Here is a 14,960-nt window from a genome sequence, read left to right as displayed (position 1 = left end):
CAGACGGCGGGAGGCCCCACCCGGTATGGGTGGGGCCTCCCGTCAGCGGGGGTGGGTCGGTCAGACCCGGTCGTCGCGGTCGCGCGTCAGACCGTCACGGTCCGTGTCGCCCTCGACCTCGATGTGCTCCTCGCGGACCTGGCCGGACACGGCCTCGGTCTCGGTGACGGTCGCCGTCTCCATGCGGACGCGCTCGACCGGCACGGCCTCGACGTCGACCACGGGGCGCTCCTCGTGGAGGACGACCTCGTGCTCCTCCTCGGAGATGGTCGGGCCGGCGGTGGCGTTGCCGATGTTCGCGTCGGTGATGGGCTCGCGCTCGAGCCGCACCTCCTCGTGGCTGACCGGCACGTTGACCGTCTGGGTCTCGGTCGTGACGTACTTGCGCAGACGGGCGCGCCCGGCCTCACGCCGCTCGGTGCCGACCGTGAGGCGCTCCTCGGAGCGGGTCATGGCGTCGTCCGTGGTCGGGCCGGAGGTGTCGTGGCCCACGGTGCCCCGGTCGCTGTCGAAGCCGGCGGTGCCGGTCGTCGCGGTGCCGGTGGTCTCGGTGGTCTCGGTGCCGGTGGTGTCCGTGGTGGCGCTGTCGCGCTCCAGGTAGAGGTCGTCGGTGCGACCCTCGCCGGAGATGCCGTAGTAGCGGTACAGCTCGTCCTCCTCCTGCGGCGTGAGGTGGCCGGAGTCGCCCAGGCGGGGGGCGTCCTTGACCATCTTCTTGTCGTAGGGGACGCGGAGGCCGCTGTCGGACAGCTGCGCCTGCGCCAGCGGGATGAAGGACTCGGAGGTGCCGAACAGGCCCGTGTTCACGGTCACCCACTCCGGCTGGCCGGTCGCGTCGTCGACGTAGACCTCGCGGGCCGTGCCGATCTTGTCGCCGTCGTTGTCGACGACGGTGGAGCCGGTCACGCGGGTGAGGTCGTTGGTGCTGATCATGGTGAACTCCCGTTCTGGTCGGGTCTGGCAGCCGGGAAGGACTCTCCGGCCGGCACAGGACTGGATGCCCAGCGCGCCCGTTCCCAAACGTGGTCCCGGGCTTCCGCACGGCGGTCCGGCGATGGACACGGGGGGCCGGGGCGGGCATCCTCACGCTGACGACGACGCGTCGGCGGGCTGCCGGACGGCGGCCGGGGCAGTGGTCAGGCCCCGCTCGAAGAGGCTCCAGGTGGAGGGTGCGGCGGTGACCGAGCTCGCCCTGCCGGCCCGCCCCGGGTCCACCCGCGACGCCCGCCGCTGGGTCGCCGACCGCCTCGCCGAGCTCGGCCTGGACGACCTGCTGGACGCCGTCGAGTTGCTCACCAGCGAGGTGGTCACCAACGCCGTCATCCACGCCGGCACGCCGATGCTGCTGCGGCTGCGCGCCGAGGGGCCGGGCGTGCAGGTGGAGGTGGACGACGGCTCCGCGATGCCCCCGGCCCGGCGGCACTACTCCGCGACCGCGACCACCGGGCGGGGCGTGGAGGTGCTGGAGACCCTGGCCGACGAGTGGGGGTGGCAGCCCCACGACGGCGGCAAGACGGTGTGGTTCCGCGTGCTGGAGGCGCGGGAGGCCTGGGTCCCGCTCGACCCCGACCTGCTCGCCGGCCTCGTGCCGCCCCCGGCCTCACAGCCGTCATCGTGAGCGGTGACGGGGGCGGCGGTGCGTCGCTCGGCCGGTTCCTGCCCGACGGCGGGGTCGACGGGGAGCCGTCCACCACGGTGGACGTGCACCTGGTCGGCATGCCGGTCCTCGTCATGCGCGCCGCGCGCGAGCACCACGACGGCCTGATGCGCGAGTTCCGCCTCCTCGCCCTGTCCGGCGGCGCGACGGACGACGACGTACCGGTGCGGCTCGCCGACCTCACGCGCATCCTCGGCGACCGGTACGGCACCACCCGGGAGCGGCGCGACGCCGAGCTGGACGCAGCGATCGCCGCGGGCGCCCTGACGGTCGACCAGGTGGAGACCGTCCCCGTCGCGGCCGGCGCGGCGGCCGCCGGGCTGGCCGCCCTGCTCGCGGAGGCGGACGCCTACTGCCGCGACGCGGTGCTCATGACCCTGCCGCGCCCACCCCTGCTGCAGCGCTTCGGGGACTGGTACACCCGCCAGTTCGTCGACCAGACCGCCGGTCGGCCGCCCGTCCCCTGGGACGGCCCGCTGCGGGCGGAGGACTGACGCGCCCCCCGGGGCCCGGACCACGTCGGTGGTGATCTTCCCGAGTGTCCGCTCGCCACCGGCAGGCCTGCCGGGGCAGGCTGTCGGCGTGGACAACGGTGGACGGTCGACGCTGGTCGGCGCCCTGGGGGCGCTGCGGGCGGAGCTCGGCACCGTCGACCTCTCCTACGAGGTGCCCGGCGTGGCGGCCGCCCGCAAGCAGGTGGCGGCCGTGTCGCGCCAGGTCGACGACTACCTGCTGCCCCGGCTGGAGCGCCTCGACGCCCCGCTGCTCGTGGTGGTGGGCGGCTCGACGGGCGCCGGCAAGTCGACGCTGGTCAACAGCCTCGTCCGGCAGCAGGTCAGCCGCTCCGGCGTGCTAAGGCCCACGACGCGGGCCCCCGTGCTCGTGCACTCCCCGGCCGACGCGCACTGGTTCGTCGACCAGAGGGTGCTGCCGGGCCTGTCGCGGGTGACGGGCGAGGAGGAGGAGCTGTCGCCGGACAAGCCGATCACGACGGTCCGCCTCGTCGCCGACGACGCCCTGCCGTCGGGGCTCGCGCTGCTCGACGCCCCGGACGTGGACTCCGTGGTGGACTCCAACCGCGCGCTCGCGGCCCAGCTGCTGGCCGCCGCCGACCTGTGGCTGTTCGTCACCACCGCCGCGCGCTACGCCGACGCCGTGCCGTGGGGCCTGCTGCAGGAGGCCTCCGCCCGCTCGGCGGCGCTCGCGGTCGTGCTCAACCGGGTGCCCGCCGGCGCGCTCAACGAGATCCGCGGCGACCTGGCCGGCATGCTCGCGGCCAACGGGCTCGGCGCCTCGCCGATCTTCTCCGTCGTGGACTCGGTGGTCGACGCCGGGCTGCTGCCCCGGCGCACCGTCAAGCCGCTGCTCACCTGGCTCACCGGGCTCGCGGCCGACGAGGCCGCCCGCGGCGTGGTCATCCGCCGCACCGTCACCGGGGCCCTCAACACCCTCACCGACCGGGTCGGGGACATCGCCGACGCCGCCGACGGCCAGAACGCCGCCGCGACGGAGCTCCGGGGCCTGGCGCGGGACCGCTACCTGCAGGCCCGCGGCACGCTGGACACCGCCCTGTCCGACGGCTCGGTGCTGCGCGGCGAGGTCCTCACGCGCTGGCAGGAGGCGCTCGGCACCGGCGAGCTGTGGCGCGGCTTCGAGGCCGGCGTGTCCCGGGTGCGCGACCGTGTCGTCGAGCTCGTCCGTGGCAAGCGGGCGCCCGTCGACAAGCTCGGCGAGGCGCTGCAGTCCTCCACGCAGGCGCTCCTGCTGTCGGAGCTCACCGCCGCCGCGGGAGACACCGCGACGCAGTGGCGCGCCCGGCCGGCCGGGGCGACGCTCCTGCAGGAGCACCCCTCGCTCGCCCGGCCCTCCGACGGCACCGACGAGCGCATCGCCCGCCTGGTGCGCGACTGGCAGGGCGCCGTCATCGCCATGGTCACCGCGCAGGGGGAGGGCAAGAAGGCCCAGGCCCGGGCGGTGAGCCTCGGCGTCAACGGCCTCGGCTTCGTCCTCATGCTCGGGGTGTTCAGCCAGACCGCGGGGCTCACCGGCGGCGAGGTCGCCATCGCCGGCGGCACGGCCGTGCTCAGCCAGCGCCTGCTCGAGGCCATCCTCGGCGACGAGGCCGTCCGCACCCTCGCGGCCCAGGCGCGCGCCGACCTGCTCGAGCGGGTGGACGGGTTGCTGGAGCACGAGCGGCGCCGCTGGGTCGAGGCGGCCCCGGTCGCCGACGCGGGCTCCCGGCTGCGCCGTGCGCTGGAGCTCCTCGAGGAGTCCCGGTGAGCGAGGACGTCCGAGCGCGCCGGGGCAGGGGCCGGCGCGGCGAGGACAGGCGCGGCCGCGAGCTCGACCCCGCCGTCGAGGTCCCGGACCTGGTCGCCCGGATCGAGGAGTCGCTGGCGGTGGCCGGCGACCGTCTGGAGCCCGGTCTGCGGCAGCGCGCCGAGGACGAGGTCGGCCGTACCGGCGCGCGGGCGGCCCTCGGGTCCGCCCACACCGTCGTCGCGCTCGCCGGGGCGACGGGCTCGGGCAAGTCGAGCCTGTTCAACGCGGTCGCCGGCTTCACGATCTCCACCGTCGGCGTGCGCCGGCCCACGACCTCCCACCCGGTGGCCTGCGTCTGGGGCACGGGTGCGGACCCGCTGCTGGACTGGCTGCAGGTCCCCTCCCGGCACCGCACCGTCCACGACAGCGAGCTGGCCGGCGGGCCCGGCTCGGCGATGACCGGCCTGGTCCTGCTCGACATGCCCGACCACGACTCGCGCGAGCTCGCCCACCGTGCCGACGTCGACCGGCTGGTCGACGTCATCGACCTCATCGTCTGGGTCGTCGACCCGCAGAAGTACGCCGACGAGGCGCTGCACGCGGACTACCTGCGGCGCCTTCGCGGCCACGACGACGTGCTCATCGTCGTCCTCAACCAGGTCGACCGGCTGGGGACCGCCGAGCGCGAGGCCGTCATGGGCGACCTGCGCCGCCTGGTCCGCGAGGACGGGCTCCCCGCCGCCACGGTCATGGCCACGTCGACGGTGACGGGGGAGGGCGTGGCCGAGCTGCGCACCCTGTTCGCCGACGCCGTCGCCTCCCGCGCCATGGCGCTGGGCCGTGCCCGGGCAGCCCTGCGCGAGGTCGCCTCGACGCTGCGCGGCACCGTGGCCGACGACGAGCCGTTCGTCGACGACGTCGGCGGGGACGACCGGCTCACCGAGGCGCTCGCGGGTGCCGCGTCGGTGCCGGCCGTGGTGTCCGCCGTCGAGACCGGCTACCGGCGCGACGCCTCCGCCTACGTCGGCTGGCCGTTCACCCGGTGGGTGTCGAGGCTGCGGCGGGACCCGCTGCGACGCCTCGGCCTCAAGGACCACAAGCTCACCGGTGAGCTCGGTGCGCTGGCCCGCTCGTCGGTCCCGGAGCCGAGCCGGGCGCAGCTGGCCCGGGTGGACCTGGCCGAGCGGCAGCTGCTCGACACCGCCACGCAGGGCCTGCCGCCCCGCTGGGCGGAGTCGGTGCGGCAGGCCCCGGTGCGGACCGAGGACCTGCGCGACGCGCTCGACCAGTCCGTCGTCGGCACCGACCTCAGCTTCCCCCGGCCGCGCTGGTGGGTGGCGGTCGGCGTGCTCCACGTCGTCCTGGCCGCCGCCGCGCTCCTCGGGCTCCTCGGGCTGCTCGCCCTGTTCGCGCTGGAGTTCCTCCAGGTGCCGTACCCCGATGTGCCGACGCTGTCCGGCGCAGGGATCCCGGTGCCGGTGCCCACGGCCCTGCTCGTGGCCGGGCTGCTCGGGGGCGCGCTGCTGGCCCTGGTCGCGGGCTCCGTCGTGCCCGCCCGGGCGCGGGCCAGGGCCCGGGTCGCGCAGGCCCGGCTCGAGGCCGGCGTCGCGATGGTCGCCCGGGAGCGCGTCCTCGTCCCCGTCGCCGACGTGCTCGCGGACCACCGGCGCGTGCGGGACCTGCTCACCCCCTGAGGGCTCGTCCCGCCGGGTGCGTCGCGGTTGCATCCCGGCTGCGTCCCGGTGCGTTGCCGGTGCGTCCCGCCGGTGCTTGCCGGGTGCGTCCTGCCGGTGCGTCCACAGCCGGCCGGTGGGCGTCGCCGTCCACAGCCGGCCGTCACGGCACCCGCGGTGCGGTGGTCGCCCAGGCACCGTCGTGGTCACCGCCGACGACCCCGTCGGCACTGCGACGAGAGGGACCGACATGCTCAACGAGACCAGGGTGGCGCTGCGCGGGAACGTGGCCACCGAGCCCGTGCTCAAGGTCACCCAGCAGGGCACGACCGTGTGCAGCTTCCGGCTGGCTGTGACGGCCCGCCGCTACTCCTCCTCCGACAGCAAGGTCGTCGACGCCGAGACCAGCTGGTACACCGTCACCTGCTGGCGCAGCCTGGCCGAGAACGTGGTGGGGAGCCTGGCCAAGGGGCAGGGCGTCGTCGTGCACGGCCGGCTGCGGGTGCGGGACTTCGTCCACGACGGGCAGCCGCGCACGAGCGCCGACGTCACGGCCGAGGCGCTGGGGCACGACCTCACGTGGGGCACGACCTCGTTCACGCCCAACCGCCGCTCCCGGGCCGACGAGGTGCGCGACGACACCGACCGCTCCGAGGCCGACGAGCTGGCGACCGCCGTGAGCGTCGGCGAGCTCGACGGCGAGGACCTGGGCGGGGAGGGCGGCGGCCTGCTGGCCGGCCCGGGGTACGACGGCGGGCTGGACCCGGCCCGCCCGCTCGTCGACGTGGGCTCCGAGCCCTTCTGAGCCCTGCCGGCCGCCCGCGCCCGCCCCGTCGGGGCGGGCGCTGGGTCCGGCCGCCGACGGCGCAGCCCCTAGCCTGGGGCCGTGGCGGAATTCATCTACACCATGCACAAGGCCCGCAAGGCCCACGGCGACAAGCTGATCCTCGACGACGTGACGATGTCGTTCTTCCCGGGCGCGAAGATCGGGGTCGTCGGCCCCAACGGCGCCGGGAAGTCGACGATCCTCAAGATCATGGCCGGTCTCGACCAGCCGTCCAACGGCGAGGCCCGGCTGTCGCCCGGCTACAGCGTGGGCATCCTCATGCAGGAGCCGGCCCTCAACGAGGAGAAGACCGTCCTCGGCAACGTCGAGGAGGGCCTGGGCGAGATCAAGGCCAAGCTCGACCGTTTCAACGAGATCAGCGCCCTCATGGCCGAGCCGGACGCCGACTTCGACGCCCTCATGGCCGAGATGGGCGAGCTGCAGGAGGCCCTGGACCACGCCGACGCGTGGGACCTGGACAGCCAGCTCGAGCAGGCGATGGACGCGCTGCAGTGCCCGCCGCCGGACGCCGACGTCACCGTCCTGTCCGGGGGCGAGCGCCGCCGGGTCGCCCTGTGCAAGCTGCTGCTGAGCAAGCCCGACCTCCTCCTGCTCGACGAGCCCACCAACCACCTCGACGCCGAGAGCGTGAACTGGCTCGAGCAGCACCTGGCCGCCTACGCCGGCGCCGTCCTGGCCGTCACGCACGACCGGTACTTCCTCGACAACGTCGCCCAGTGGATCGCCGAGGTCGACCGCGGCCGGCTGTACCCGTACGAGGGCAACTACTCCACCTACCTGGAGAAGAAGCAGGAGCGCCTCAAGGTCCAGGGCAAGAAGGACCAGAAGCTCGCCAAGCGCCTCAAGGACGAGCTGGAGTGGGTCCGCATGAACGCCAGCGGCCGGCAGACCAAGTCCAAGTCGCGGCTGGCCCGCTACGAGGAGATGGCCAACGAGGCCGAGCGCACGCGCAAGCTCGACTTCGAGGAGATCCAGATCCCGCCGGGCCCGCGCCTGGGCAGCACCGTCATCGAGGTCAAGGACCTGCACAAGGGCTTCGAGGAGCGCGGCGAGCTCATCGCCGGGCTGTCGTTCTCGCTGCCCCGCAACGGCATCGTCGGCGTCATCGGCCCCAACGGCGTCGGCAAGACGACGCTGTTCAAGACCATCGTCGGGCTCGAGGAGCCGGACGCCGGCTCGGTCAAGGTCGGAGAGACTGTCAAGGTCAGCTACGTCGACCAGAACCGCGGCGGGATCGACCCCAAGAAGTCGCTGTGGGAGGTCGTGTCCGACGGCACCGACTACATCCACGTCGGCAACGTCGAGATGCCCTCGCGGGCCTACGTCTCCGCATTCGGGTTCAAGGGCCCGGACCAGCAGAAGGCGGCGGGCGTGCTCTCCGGCGGCGAGCGCAACCGGCTCAACCTCGCGCTCACGCTCAAGGAGGGCGGCAACCTGCTGCTGCTCGACGAGCCCACGAACGACCTGGACGTCGAGACCCTCAGCAGCCTCGAGAACGCGCTCCTGGAGTTCCCGGGCTGCGCCGTGGTCATCAGCCACGACCGCTGGTTCCTCGACCGGGTGTGCACCCACATCCTCGCCTACGAGGGCGACGAGAAGGAGCCCGCGCGCTGGTTCTGGTTCGAGGGCAACTTCGCCGCGTACGAGACCAACAAGGTCGAGCGGCTCGGCGTCGACGCCGCCCGCCCGCACCGCGTCACGCACCGCAAGCTCACCCGCGACTGACGCGTCCGCCACAACGGCACCCTGCGTCGGCTAGACCGGCGCAGGGTGCCGTTGTGGCGAAACGGGGCTGCGGCAAAGTGCCGTTGTGACGGAACGACGCCGACGCAAGTTGCCGTTGTTGACGGAACGACGCCGTCCCAGGTTGCCGTCGGAGCGGGACGACGCCGGCCGGCCGGCGTCAGGCGACGCCGCGCGGGCGCAGCTGCACGCTGATGCGCGGGCCGACGGCGCGGGCGGTCTTGGGCACGCTGTGCTCCCAGGTCCGCTGGCACGCCCCGCCCATGACCAGCAGGTCGCCGTGGCCGAGCGTGTAGCGCAGGCTGGCCCCGCCCCCGACGGGCCGCAGGAGCAGGGCGCGCGGGGCGCCGAACGACACGATGCCGACCATGACGTCCTCGCGGCGGCTGCGGCCGATGCGGTCCCCGTGCCAGGCGACCCCGTCGCGGCCGTCCCGGTAGAAGCACATCCCGGCCGACACGAAGCGCTCCCGCTCGTCGGCGGCGTAGTGCTCGTTGAGCGCGTCCCGGGCGCGGGCGAGCAGCGGGTCGGGCCAGGCGTCGTGCTCGCCGTACCAGGACAGCAGCCGGGGGACCGCGACCACGCGGTCGTACATCACCCGGCGCTCCTCCTCCCACGGCACCCGCTCGACGAGGCGCGTGAACATCTCGGCGGAGCCGCTCACCCACCCCGGTCGGACGTCGACCCACGCGCCGCCCGACAGCGTCACCCGCTCGACGGTGCTGCCCAGCGGCCCGAGCGCAGGCGCACAAGGCTCGTCGCCGGCGCCGGACCGGACGCCCAGGTCCGCCCGGCTGTCCGGCAGGCCCGCGGGCGGGTCGGCAGGTCCGAGCGAGTCGAAGAGCGACGGCTGCAGGGCGACCTCCATACTGGCACGGTACGCCGGTTCGAACAGATGTTCTAGTGCTCGGTCACCCGACGGGGCGGAGCAGCCCCCGCAGGTCGACCGCGCCGGGCCCGTAGGCGGCGTCGAGCTCGTCCTGCTCCGCCTGCTCCGCGACCAGGACCTGCACCACGACGACCGCCCGGTCCAGGTCGGTCGCGGCCCACAGGAAGCCGTCGACGTCACCTCGCAGCTGCTGGTCCCGCTCGAGCTCCACCTGCAGCCGCCGGAGGGCGTCGGCGTCGCGTCCGTCCGGGGAGACAGCGCCGGCTCCGTCCGGCACCGGCCCTCCGTCACCGGCCGGCCCCCCGTCACCGCCCGGCACGCCGCCCGGTCCGTCGGCTCCCTGCACCTCCGCGGTGCGGGTCAGGGTCAGACGGTCACCGTCGAACGTCCCCGTCAACCGGTAGGTGCCGAACCGCACCCCGGAGCCTGTCTCGTACGACCGGGCAGGGACCGCATCCCAGTCCCACCCGACGAGGTCCGGCCCCCCGCACTGCGGCGGGTTCGACTCGAGCACCACGTCGACGCAGAGCTGCGGCCCCACCCCGGGCTCGTCGAGGACCAGCCCCTCGGTGACGAACGCCCCGTCGTACCCCTCGGGCACCAGGTCGCTGCCCGCTCCTGCAGGGGCCGCCGTCACCGGGGCCACGCCGGTGCCGCTGCTCCCCGCCGCGCCGCCGTCGGGGAGGGCCTGACCACAGCCGGCCAGGGCGACGACCAGCAGCGCCGCGGCGACGTCCGTCCTCATGACCCTCCGACGCCGTCGGCGCTCCAGCGGTTCCGCACGGGCCCGGTCAGCCCGCGTGCTCCTCAGCCACCGGCGAGGCGCACCATGCCCTCCTGGGCCACGGTCGCCACGAGCCGGCCGGACCGGTCGAACATCGACCCCTGCACCAGGCCGCGGGCGTTGGACGCCGAGGGGGAGTGGTGCCGGTACAGCAGCCACTCGTCGGCGCGGGCGGGGCGGTGGAACCACATGGCGTGGTCGAGGCTGGCGATCTTCAGCCCGGGGGTCGACCAGGCGATGCCGTGCCGGTGCAGCACCGGCTCCAGAACCGAGTAGTCGCTGGCGAAGGCCATGACCGCGGCGTGCAGGAGCGGCTCGTCCGGCAGGGACGCGGGTGTGCGGAGCCACACCGTCCCGTCGGGCGAGCGGTCCTCCGACGGCTCGAGGAAGACGGCACCGCCGACGTTGCGGACGTCCATCGGCCGCTCGTGGGACCAGTAGCGGGCGGCGGGGTGGTCGATGCCGGCCAGCACCTCGGCCGTCGTCGGCACGTCCTCGGGGTCGGGGACCTCGGGCATCGGGTCGGCGTGCTCGACGCCCTCCGCGGGCGTCTGGAACGAGGCGATCATCGACAGGATCGGCCGGCCGTGCTGCAGGGCGTGGGTGCGGCGGGCGCTGAAGGAGCGGCCGTCGCGCAGGCGCTCGACGGCGAAGTCGATGGGCACCTCGGGGTCGCCGGGCCGCAGGAAGTACGCGTGCAGGCTGTGCGGGGCGCGGTCCGCCTCGACCGTCCGCCCGGCGGCCATCAGGGCCTGGCCGAGCACCTGGCCGCCGAACACCCGCCCGAAGGGCTGGAGCACGTTCTGGCCGACGAACCGGTCGGGGTCGTCGGTGGCCTCCAGCCGCAGGTCGGCCACGAGCTGGTCCCGCAGGGACTCCGGGGACGGAGGAGAGGTCACGCCCGGGAACCTACCGGCCCGGGCGCGACCTCGCGGTGCCGCCGCAGCGGCACCGTCGCCTCAGTAGGAGGGGTCCTCGACCACGTGCATCGCGGCCTCCTCGGCACTGGCGGCGCCGCCGTCGATGCCGACGTCCGTGGCGATCATGTCCTTCTCGGCGTCCTCGGCGGCACCCTGGTCGGGCTCGACGAGCCGCCCGGCGCGGAAGTCGCCCACCTCGGACCCGTCCGGGTCGTCGGTGACGACGAGGTCCTCGGCGGCCATGTCCTCGCCGAGCGCGTCCTGCAGGGGCTGCTCCTCGGGGAGCAGCGTGTCCCCGGGGCGCTCGATGCCGACGTCCGGCACCTCGGCGGCGAGCCGCTCGTCGAGGCTCGCGCCCTCCGCCTGCTCCGCGGCGGTCTCGCCGTGGTGGCCCGCGAAGACCGGCCGGTCGTTGGGCACGTACGACTGCTCCATGATCTCGTCCTCGCCGGCCTGGCTGAAGGCGAGGTCCTGGTCGAAGTCGACCTCGTCCGGCTCGAGCGAGGCGACAGCGTCCTGGTCCAGGGAGTCCGTCCCGCCGGTCTCGGTCATGCGTCACCCCTCGGGTTGAGGCTGTCCGGGTCTACGTCGGGGTCGGTCTCGCCCGAGGACTCCCCGGTCAGGTCGCGCGGGTTCATCATCTCGGGGTCGGCGTCGCTGTCGGTGGCGGCGTCGTACGCCTCCTCCGAGGGGTTGCTGGTGCCGGCCGGGTCGCCCTGCGCCCCGGTGCTGCTCTCGGCGTTCTCGGTGTTCTCGCTCATGGCCCCGGGGTACCCCTGCGTGCCCGCCGTCATGCACCGGCTGCTGCCGCCCCGGCGCACGACCTGCCAGGATCGGGCGGTGCCCGTCACCACCGTCCCCGTCGCCATGCGCTGGTCCGACATGGACGCCTACGGCCACGTCAACAACACCGAGTTCTTCCGGTACACCGAGCAGGCCCGGATCGAGGCGCTCGCGGTGGTCAAGGCCCGCCCGGACACGGGCACCCTCGTGGTGCGGCACGAGGTGGAGTACCTGGTGCCGCTGACCTACACCAGCAGCGGCGTCCTGGTCGACGTCTGGGTCACCCACGTCGGCGGCGCCGGCTTCGACCTGGGCTACGAGGTCGCGACCCAGGACGAGGCCGGCGGGCGCACCGTGCACGCCCGCTCGGCCTCGACCATGGTCATGTACTCGTTCTCCGCGGCGGCCCCCCGGCGGATCAGCGCCGAGGAGCGGGAGTTCCTGGCCCGCCTGGACGGCCCGCCCGTGCAGTTCCGCCGCAGCACCCGTCAGGGCTGACGGAACCAGACGGTCGTGTCCGAGGGCACGACGCCGCCCTCGCCCAGCGGGCCCGAGGCCAGCAGCACCTCGGCGTCCTCGGGCAGCGGCAGGTCCGGGCCGTCGAAGTTGACGAGCACCCGGACCGTGCCCCGCAGGAGGCCGAGCGACTGCTCGGGGGTCTGGGCGGGGGACAGCGTCTCCGCCCAGACCAGGTCGCCGAGACCGAGGCCCAGCTCCCGGCGCAGCCGCAGCGCGGTCCGGTACATCTCCAGCGTGGAACCCTCCACGCCCTCCTGCCGGTCGCGCGCCAGCTCGCCGTAGGACGGCGGCTGCGGCAGCCACGACGCCGCCCCCGGGCCGAAGCCGTAGGACGGCGCCCCGCCCTCCCACGGCACGGGCACGCGGCAGCCGTCACGGCCCACCTCGGCCTCGTTCGTCCGGAACCAGGTCGGGTCCTGGCGCGCCCCGCCCGGCAGCGTCGTGTGCTCGGGCAGCCCGAGCTCCTCCCCCTGGTAGAGGTAGGCCGACCCGGGCAGGGCGAGCATGAGCGCGGTGGCGGCGCGGGCGCGGCGCAGCCCGAGCACGGGGTCCGGCTGGGGGTCGTCCGGCCCGATGCCGCCGAGGCCCCGCGGGGCAGGCGGGAAGCCGAACCGGGAGGCGTGGCGGACGATGTCGTGGTTGCTCAGCACCCACGTGGCGGGGGCACCGACGGCCGAGGAGCCCTCGACCGACGTGGTGATGACGTGCCGCTGCGCGTCGGCCCGCCACGCGGCGACGCAGTGGTCGAAGTTGAAGGCCTGGTGCAGCTCGTCGGGACGGGTGTAGCGGGCCAGCCGCGAGTACGGCGTCACCCAGGCCTCGGCCACGAGCATCCGGTCGCCGTCGTAGGAGTCGACGATCTTCCGCCAGCCCCGGTAGATGTCGTGGACGCCCTCCTGGTCCCACATCGGGGGGCGGTTGGAGTCCGTGATCTCCGCGGTGCCGCCCATCGGCCCGTCGTCGGCCCAGTCCGGCAGGCCGGGCTCCTTGACCATGGCGTGGGCGACGTCGATCCGGAACCCGTCGACGCCCCGGTCCAGCCAGAACCGCAGGGTCGAGGCGAACTCCTCGTGGACGTCGGGGGAGTCCCAGTCCAGGTCCGGCTGCGTGCTGTCGAACAGGTGCAGGTACCACTGGCCCGGTGTGCCGTCGGCCTCGGTCACCCGGGTCCACGCCGGCCCGCCGAACACCGAGCGCCAGTCGTTCGGGGCCACGCCGCCGTCCGGCCCGCCCCCGTCGCGGAAGTGGTAGCGGGCCCGCTCCGGGCTTCCCGGCGCGGCGGCGAGGGCGGCCTGGAACCAGCGGTGCTCGCTGCTGGTGTGGTTGGGGACGATGTCGACGACCACGCGCAGGCCGAGCTCGTGCGCGCGCCCGACGAGGGCGTCGGCGTCGTCCAGGGTGCCGAAGATCGGCTCGACGTCGCGGTAGTCCGCCACGTCGTACCCCGCGTCGTTCTGCGGGGAGGGGTAGAAGGGGGACAGCCACACGGCGTCCACGCCGAGCTCCGCCAGCTTCGGCAGCCTCGACGTGATGCCCGGCAGGTCGCCGATGCCGTCCCCGTCGGAGTCCGCGAAGGACCTGGGGTACACCTGGTACACGACGGCGTCACGCCACCACTCAGTCACGGGGGGACAGGCTGGCACACGGATGTAAGCGCTGTCACAATGCGGTCCCGGGACGCGCCCGGGCCGGGAGGCGGCTCAGCCGGGACGGTTGACGAGGCTGTGCGCGGCCCGCTCGAGGTAGTCCCACAGCACGGCCTCGTGCATCGGCGCCAGGTCGAGGGAGTCCACCGCGGCGCGCATGTGCGTGAGCCAGCGGTCCCGGGCGTCGCTGTCGACGTGGAACGGCGCGTGGCGCATCCGCAGCCGCGGGTGCCCGCGGGTGTCGCCGTAGGTCGTGGGCCCGCCCCAGTACTGCTCGAGGAACATCCGCAGCCGGTCCTCGGCGGCGGTGAGCTCCTCCTCCGGGTACAGCGCCCGCAGCGGCCCGTCGGAGCGGACGCCCTGGTAGAAGGCGTGGACGAGCCGGCGGAACGTGTCCTCGCCGCCGACCTGCTCGTAGAAGGAGCCGGCCCGGCGCAGGTCCTCGGGGGTGCTCACGCGGACCTCCCGTCGGCCGCGTCGCGCACGGCCGCGTCCTCGGCGGCGGCGTCCTCGGCGATCCGGTCGCGCACGGAGTCGCGCAGCGAGCGGCGGCGCGGACGGGTCGTGCCCCGGGCCTGCCGGCGCTCCATGAGCGCGCGCGTGACGGCGTCGCGCTGGCGGCGCAGCACGAGGAACGACAGCAGCATGGCCAGCACCACGGCGACGACCAGCGACAGCACCCCGCCGACACCGAGCACCCGCAGGACGAGCAGCACCGCCAGGAACAGCCCCACGCGCAGGGCGGAGTAGACGGCGACCGGACGCATGGCACCAGGGTAGGCGTGGCGGCCGGCTCCCCGCGCCGGGGCGGCGCCTACCCTGGGGCGGTGCTGCGCCTCCTCGTCGTGCTCGCCGTCGTCGGCCTGCACGTCTACGCGCTGGTCGACTGCATGCGCACCCAGCCGTCGCTGGTGCGCGGCCTGCCGTTCGCAGCCTGGGTGCTGCTCGTGCTCTTCCTGCCCGTCGTCGGCCCGCTGCTGTGGCTGTGGGCCGGTCGCCCCGGCGCCGACGACCCGGCGGTCCGCCGGCGCTAGGAGTCCGGCCGCGGTCGGAGGACTGTCAGCGGGGAGCAGCTCCAGGACCAGCTGCAGGTCAGCGGCCGAGCGCGAGCCCGGCGCCGAGCAGCAGGCCGTACGCGAGGCCGGCCACGCCGGTGGCGCCGAGGACGGGGACGAGCGCCCGCCCGACGGCGCCCCCGAGCACGGTGCGGGCCGGGCGCAGGGCCGGCACGGCGGCC

Annotated in this window: 17 protein-coding genes; 8 read left to right on the top strand and 9 right to left on the bottom strand. The window is 74.7% G+C overall.

Annotated elements, in window-relative coordinates; translation table 11 throughout:
• Positions 1–60: 60 nt before the first annotated feature.
• A complete protein-coding gene (locus WCS02_RS03220; protein ID WP_340289668.1) occupies positions 61–933 on the bottom strand; it encodes a DUF2382 domain-containing protein in 873 nt (290 codons plus the stop codon).
• Between the two features lie 244 nt (positions 934–1,177).
• Here WCS02_RS03220 and WCS02_RS03215 point away from each other — a divergent pair, with 244 nt between their 5' ends.
• The 6 genes from WCS02_RS03215 (at position 1,178) to ettA (ending at position 8,164) form a co-directional block, all read left to right on the top strand.
• Positions 1,178–1,618 carry an ATP-binding protein gene (locus WCS02_RS03215; RefSeq protein ID WP_340289665.1) on the top strand — a complete coding sequence of 147 codons (441 nt, stop codon included), beginning with the start codon at positions 1,178–1,180 and terminating at the stop codon, positions 1,616–1,618.
• The gene (locus WCS02_RS03210) at positions 1,615–2,151 is read left to right on the top strand and encodes a hypothetical protein (protein WP_340289662.1); all 537 of its coding nucleotides are present in this window, start codon (positions 1,615–1,617) and stop codon (positions 2,149–2,151) included. Before WCS02_RS03215 ends, WCS02_RS03210 begins: the two co-directional genes overlap by 4 nt.
• A gap of 88 nt (positions 2,152–2,239) precedes the next feature.
• A complete protein-coding gene (locus WCS02_RS03205; RefSeq protein ID WP_340289659.1) occupies positions 2,240–3,937 on the top strand; it encodes a dynamin family protein in 1,698 nt (565 codons plus the stop codon).
• Entirely contained in the window at positions 3,934–5,613 is a 1,680-nt protein-coding gene (locus tag WCS02_RS03200) for a GTPase (protein ID WP_340289656.1), read from the top strand. The genes WCS02_RS03205 and WCS02_RS03200 overlap by 4 nt, the downstream gene beginning before the upstream one ends.
• Positions 5,614–5,842: 229 nt before the next feature.
• Positions 5,843–6,397: a single-stranded DNA-binding protein gene (locus WCS02_RS03195; protein ID WP_340289653.1), complete on the top strand. Its 555-nt coding sequence runs from the start codon at positions 5,843–5,845 to the stop codon at positions 6,395–6,397.
• An 81-nt stretch (positions 6,398–6,478) separates the two neighbouring features.
• Positions 6,479–8,164: an energy-dependent translational throttle protein EttA gene (gene ettA / locus WCS02_RS03190; RefSeq protein ID WP_340289650.1), complete on the top strand. Its 1,686-nt coding sequence runs from the start codon at positions 6,479–6,481 to the stop codon at positions 8,162–8,164.
• Between the two features lie 178 nt (positions 8,165–8,342).
• Here ettA and WCS02_RS03185 read toward each other — a convergent pair whose 3' ends face one another.
• The 5 genes from WCS02_RS03185 to WCS02_RS03165 all read right to left on the bottom strand — a co-directional run bounded on the left by WCS02_RS03185 (position 8,343) and on the right by WCS02_RS03165 (position 11,536).
• Positions 8,343–9,050 carry an alpha-ketoglutarate-dependent dioxygenase AlkB gene (locus WCS02_RS03185; RefSeq protein ID WP_340289648.1) on the bottom strand — a complete coding sequence of 236 codons (708 nt, stop codon included), beginning with the start codon at positions 9,048–9,050 and terminating at the stop codon, positions 8,343–8,345.
• A 43-nt stretch (positions 9,051–9,093) separates the two neighbouring features.
• Positions 9,094–9,816: a hypothetical protein gene (locus tag WCS02_RS03180; RefSeq protein WP_340289645.1), complete on the bottom strand. Its 723-nt coding sequence runs from the start codon at positions 9,814–9,816 to the stop codon at positions 9,094–9,096.
• Between the two features lie 62 nt (positions 9,817–9,878).
• A complete protein-coding gene (locus WCS02_RS03175) occupies positions 9,879–10,754 on the bottom strand; it encodes an acyl-CoA thioesterase (protein WP_340289642.1) in 876 nt (291 codons plus the stop codon).
• A 60-nt stretch (positions 10,755–10,814) separates the two neighbouring features.
• On the bottom strand, positions 10,815–11,327 hold the full coding sequence (locus tag WCS02_RS03170; protein WP_340289639.1) for a DUF5709 domain-containing protein: 513 nt from the start codon (positions 11,325–11,327) through the stop codon (positions 10,815–10,817).
• Entirely contained in the window at positions 11,324–11,536 is a 213-nt protein-coding gene (locus WCS02_RS03165; RefSeq protein ID WP_340289636.1) for a hypothetical protein, read from the bottom strand. Before WCS02_RS03165 ends, WCS02_RS03170 begins: the two co-directional genes overlap by 4 nt.
• A gap of 79 nt (positions 11,537–11,615) precedes the next feature.
• Here WCS02_RS03165 and WCS02_RS03160 point away from each other — a divergent pair, with 79 nt between their 5' ends.
• Positions 11,616–12,056: an acyl-CoA thioesterase gene (locus WCS02_RS03160; RefSeq protein ID WP_340289633.1), complete on the top strand. Its 441-nt coding sequence runs from the start codon at positions 11,616–11,618 to the stop codon at positions 12,054–12,056.
• Here the strand turns inward: WCS02_RS03160 and WCS02_RS03155 are convergent.
• From WCS02_RS03155 to WCS02_RS03145, 3 genes are all read right to left on the bottom strand, one after another.
• Entirely contained in the window at positions 12,047–13,702 is a 1,656-nt protein-coding gene (locus WCS02_RS03155) for a glycoside hydrolase family 13 protein (RefSeq protein ID WP_340289630.1), read from the bottom strand. The genes WCS02_RS03160 and WCS02_RS03155 overlap by 10 nt on opposite strands.
• Positions 13,703–13,777: 75 nt before the next feature.
• A complete protein-coding gene (locus tag WCS02_RS03150) occupies positions 13,778–14,161 on the bottom strand; it encodes a globin (protein ID WP_340289755.1) in 384 nt (127 codons plus the stop codon).
• 14 nt (positions 14,162–14,175) lie between these two features.
• Positions 14,176–14,490, bottom strand: a complete 315-nt coding sequence (locus WCS02_RS03145) for a DUF4229 domain-containing protein (protein WP_340289628.1) — start codon at positions 14,488–14,490, stop codon at positions 14,176–14,178.
• 60 nt (positions 14,491–14,550) lie between these two features.
• On the opposite strand from WCS02_RS03145, the gene WCS02_RS03140 reads away from it, so the two are divergent.
• A complete protein-coding gene (locus tag WCS02_RS03140) occupies positions 14,551–14,757 on the top strand; it encodes a PLDc N-terminal domain-containing protein (RefSeq protein WP_340289625.1) in 207 nt (68 codons plus the stop codon).
• The last annotated feature ends 203 nt before the right edge of the window (positions 14,758–14,960 follow it).

Origin of the sequence: Aquipuribacter hungaricus, from assembly GCF_037860755.1 — a bacterium.
Classification (GTDB): Bacteria; Actinomycetota; Actinomycetes; order Actinomycetales; family JBBAYJ01; genus Aquipuribacter; species Aquipuribacter hungaricus.
Note: the sequence above shows the minus strand (reverse complement) of the source record. Positions and strands in the feature narration are given on the sequence as shown.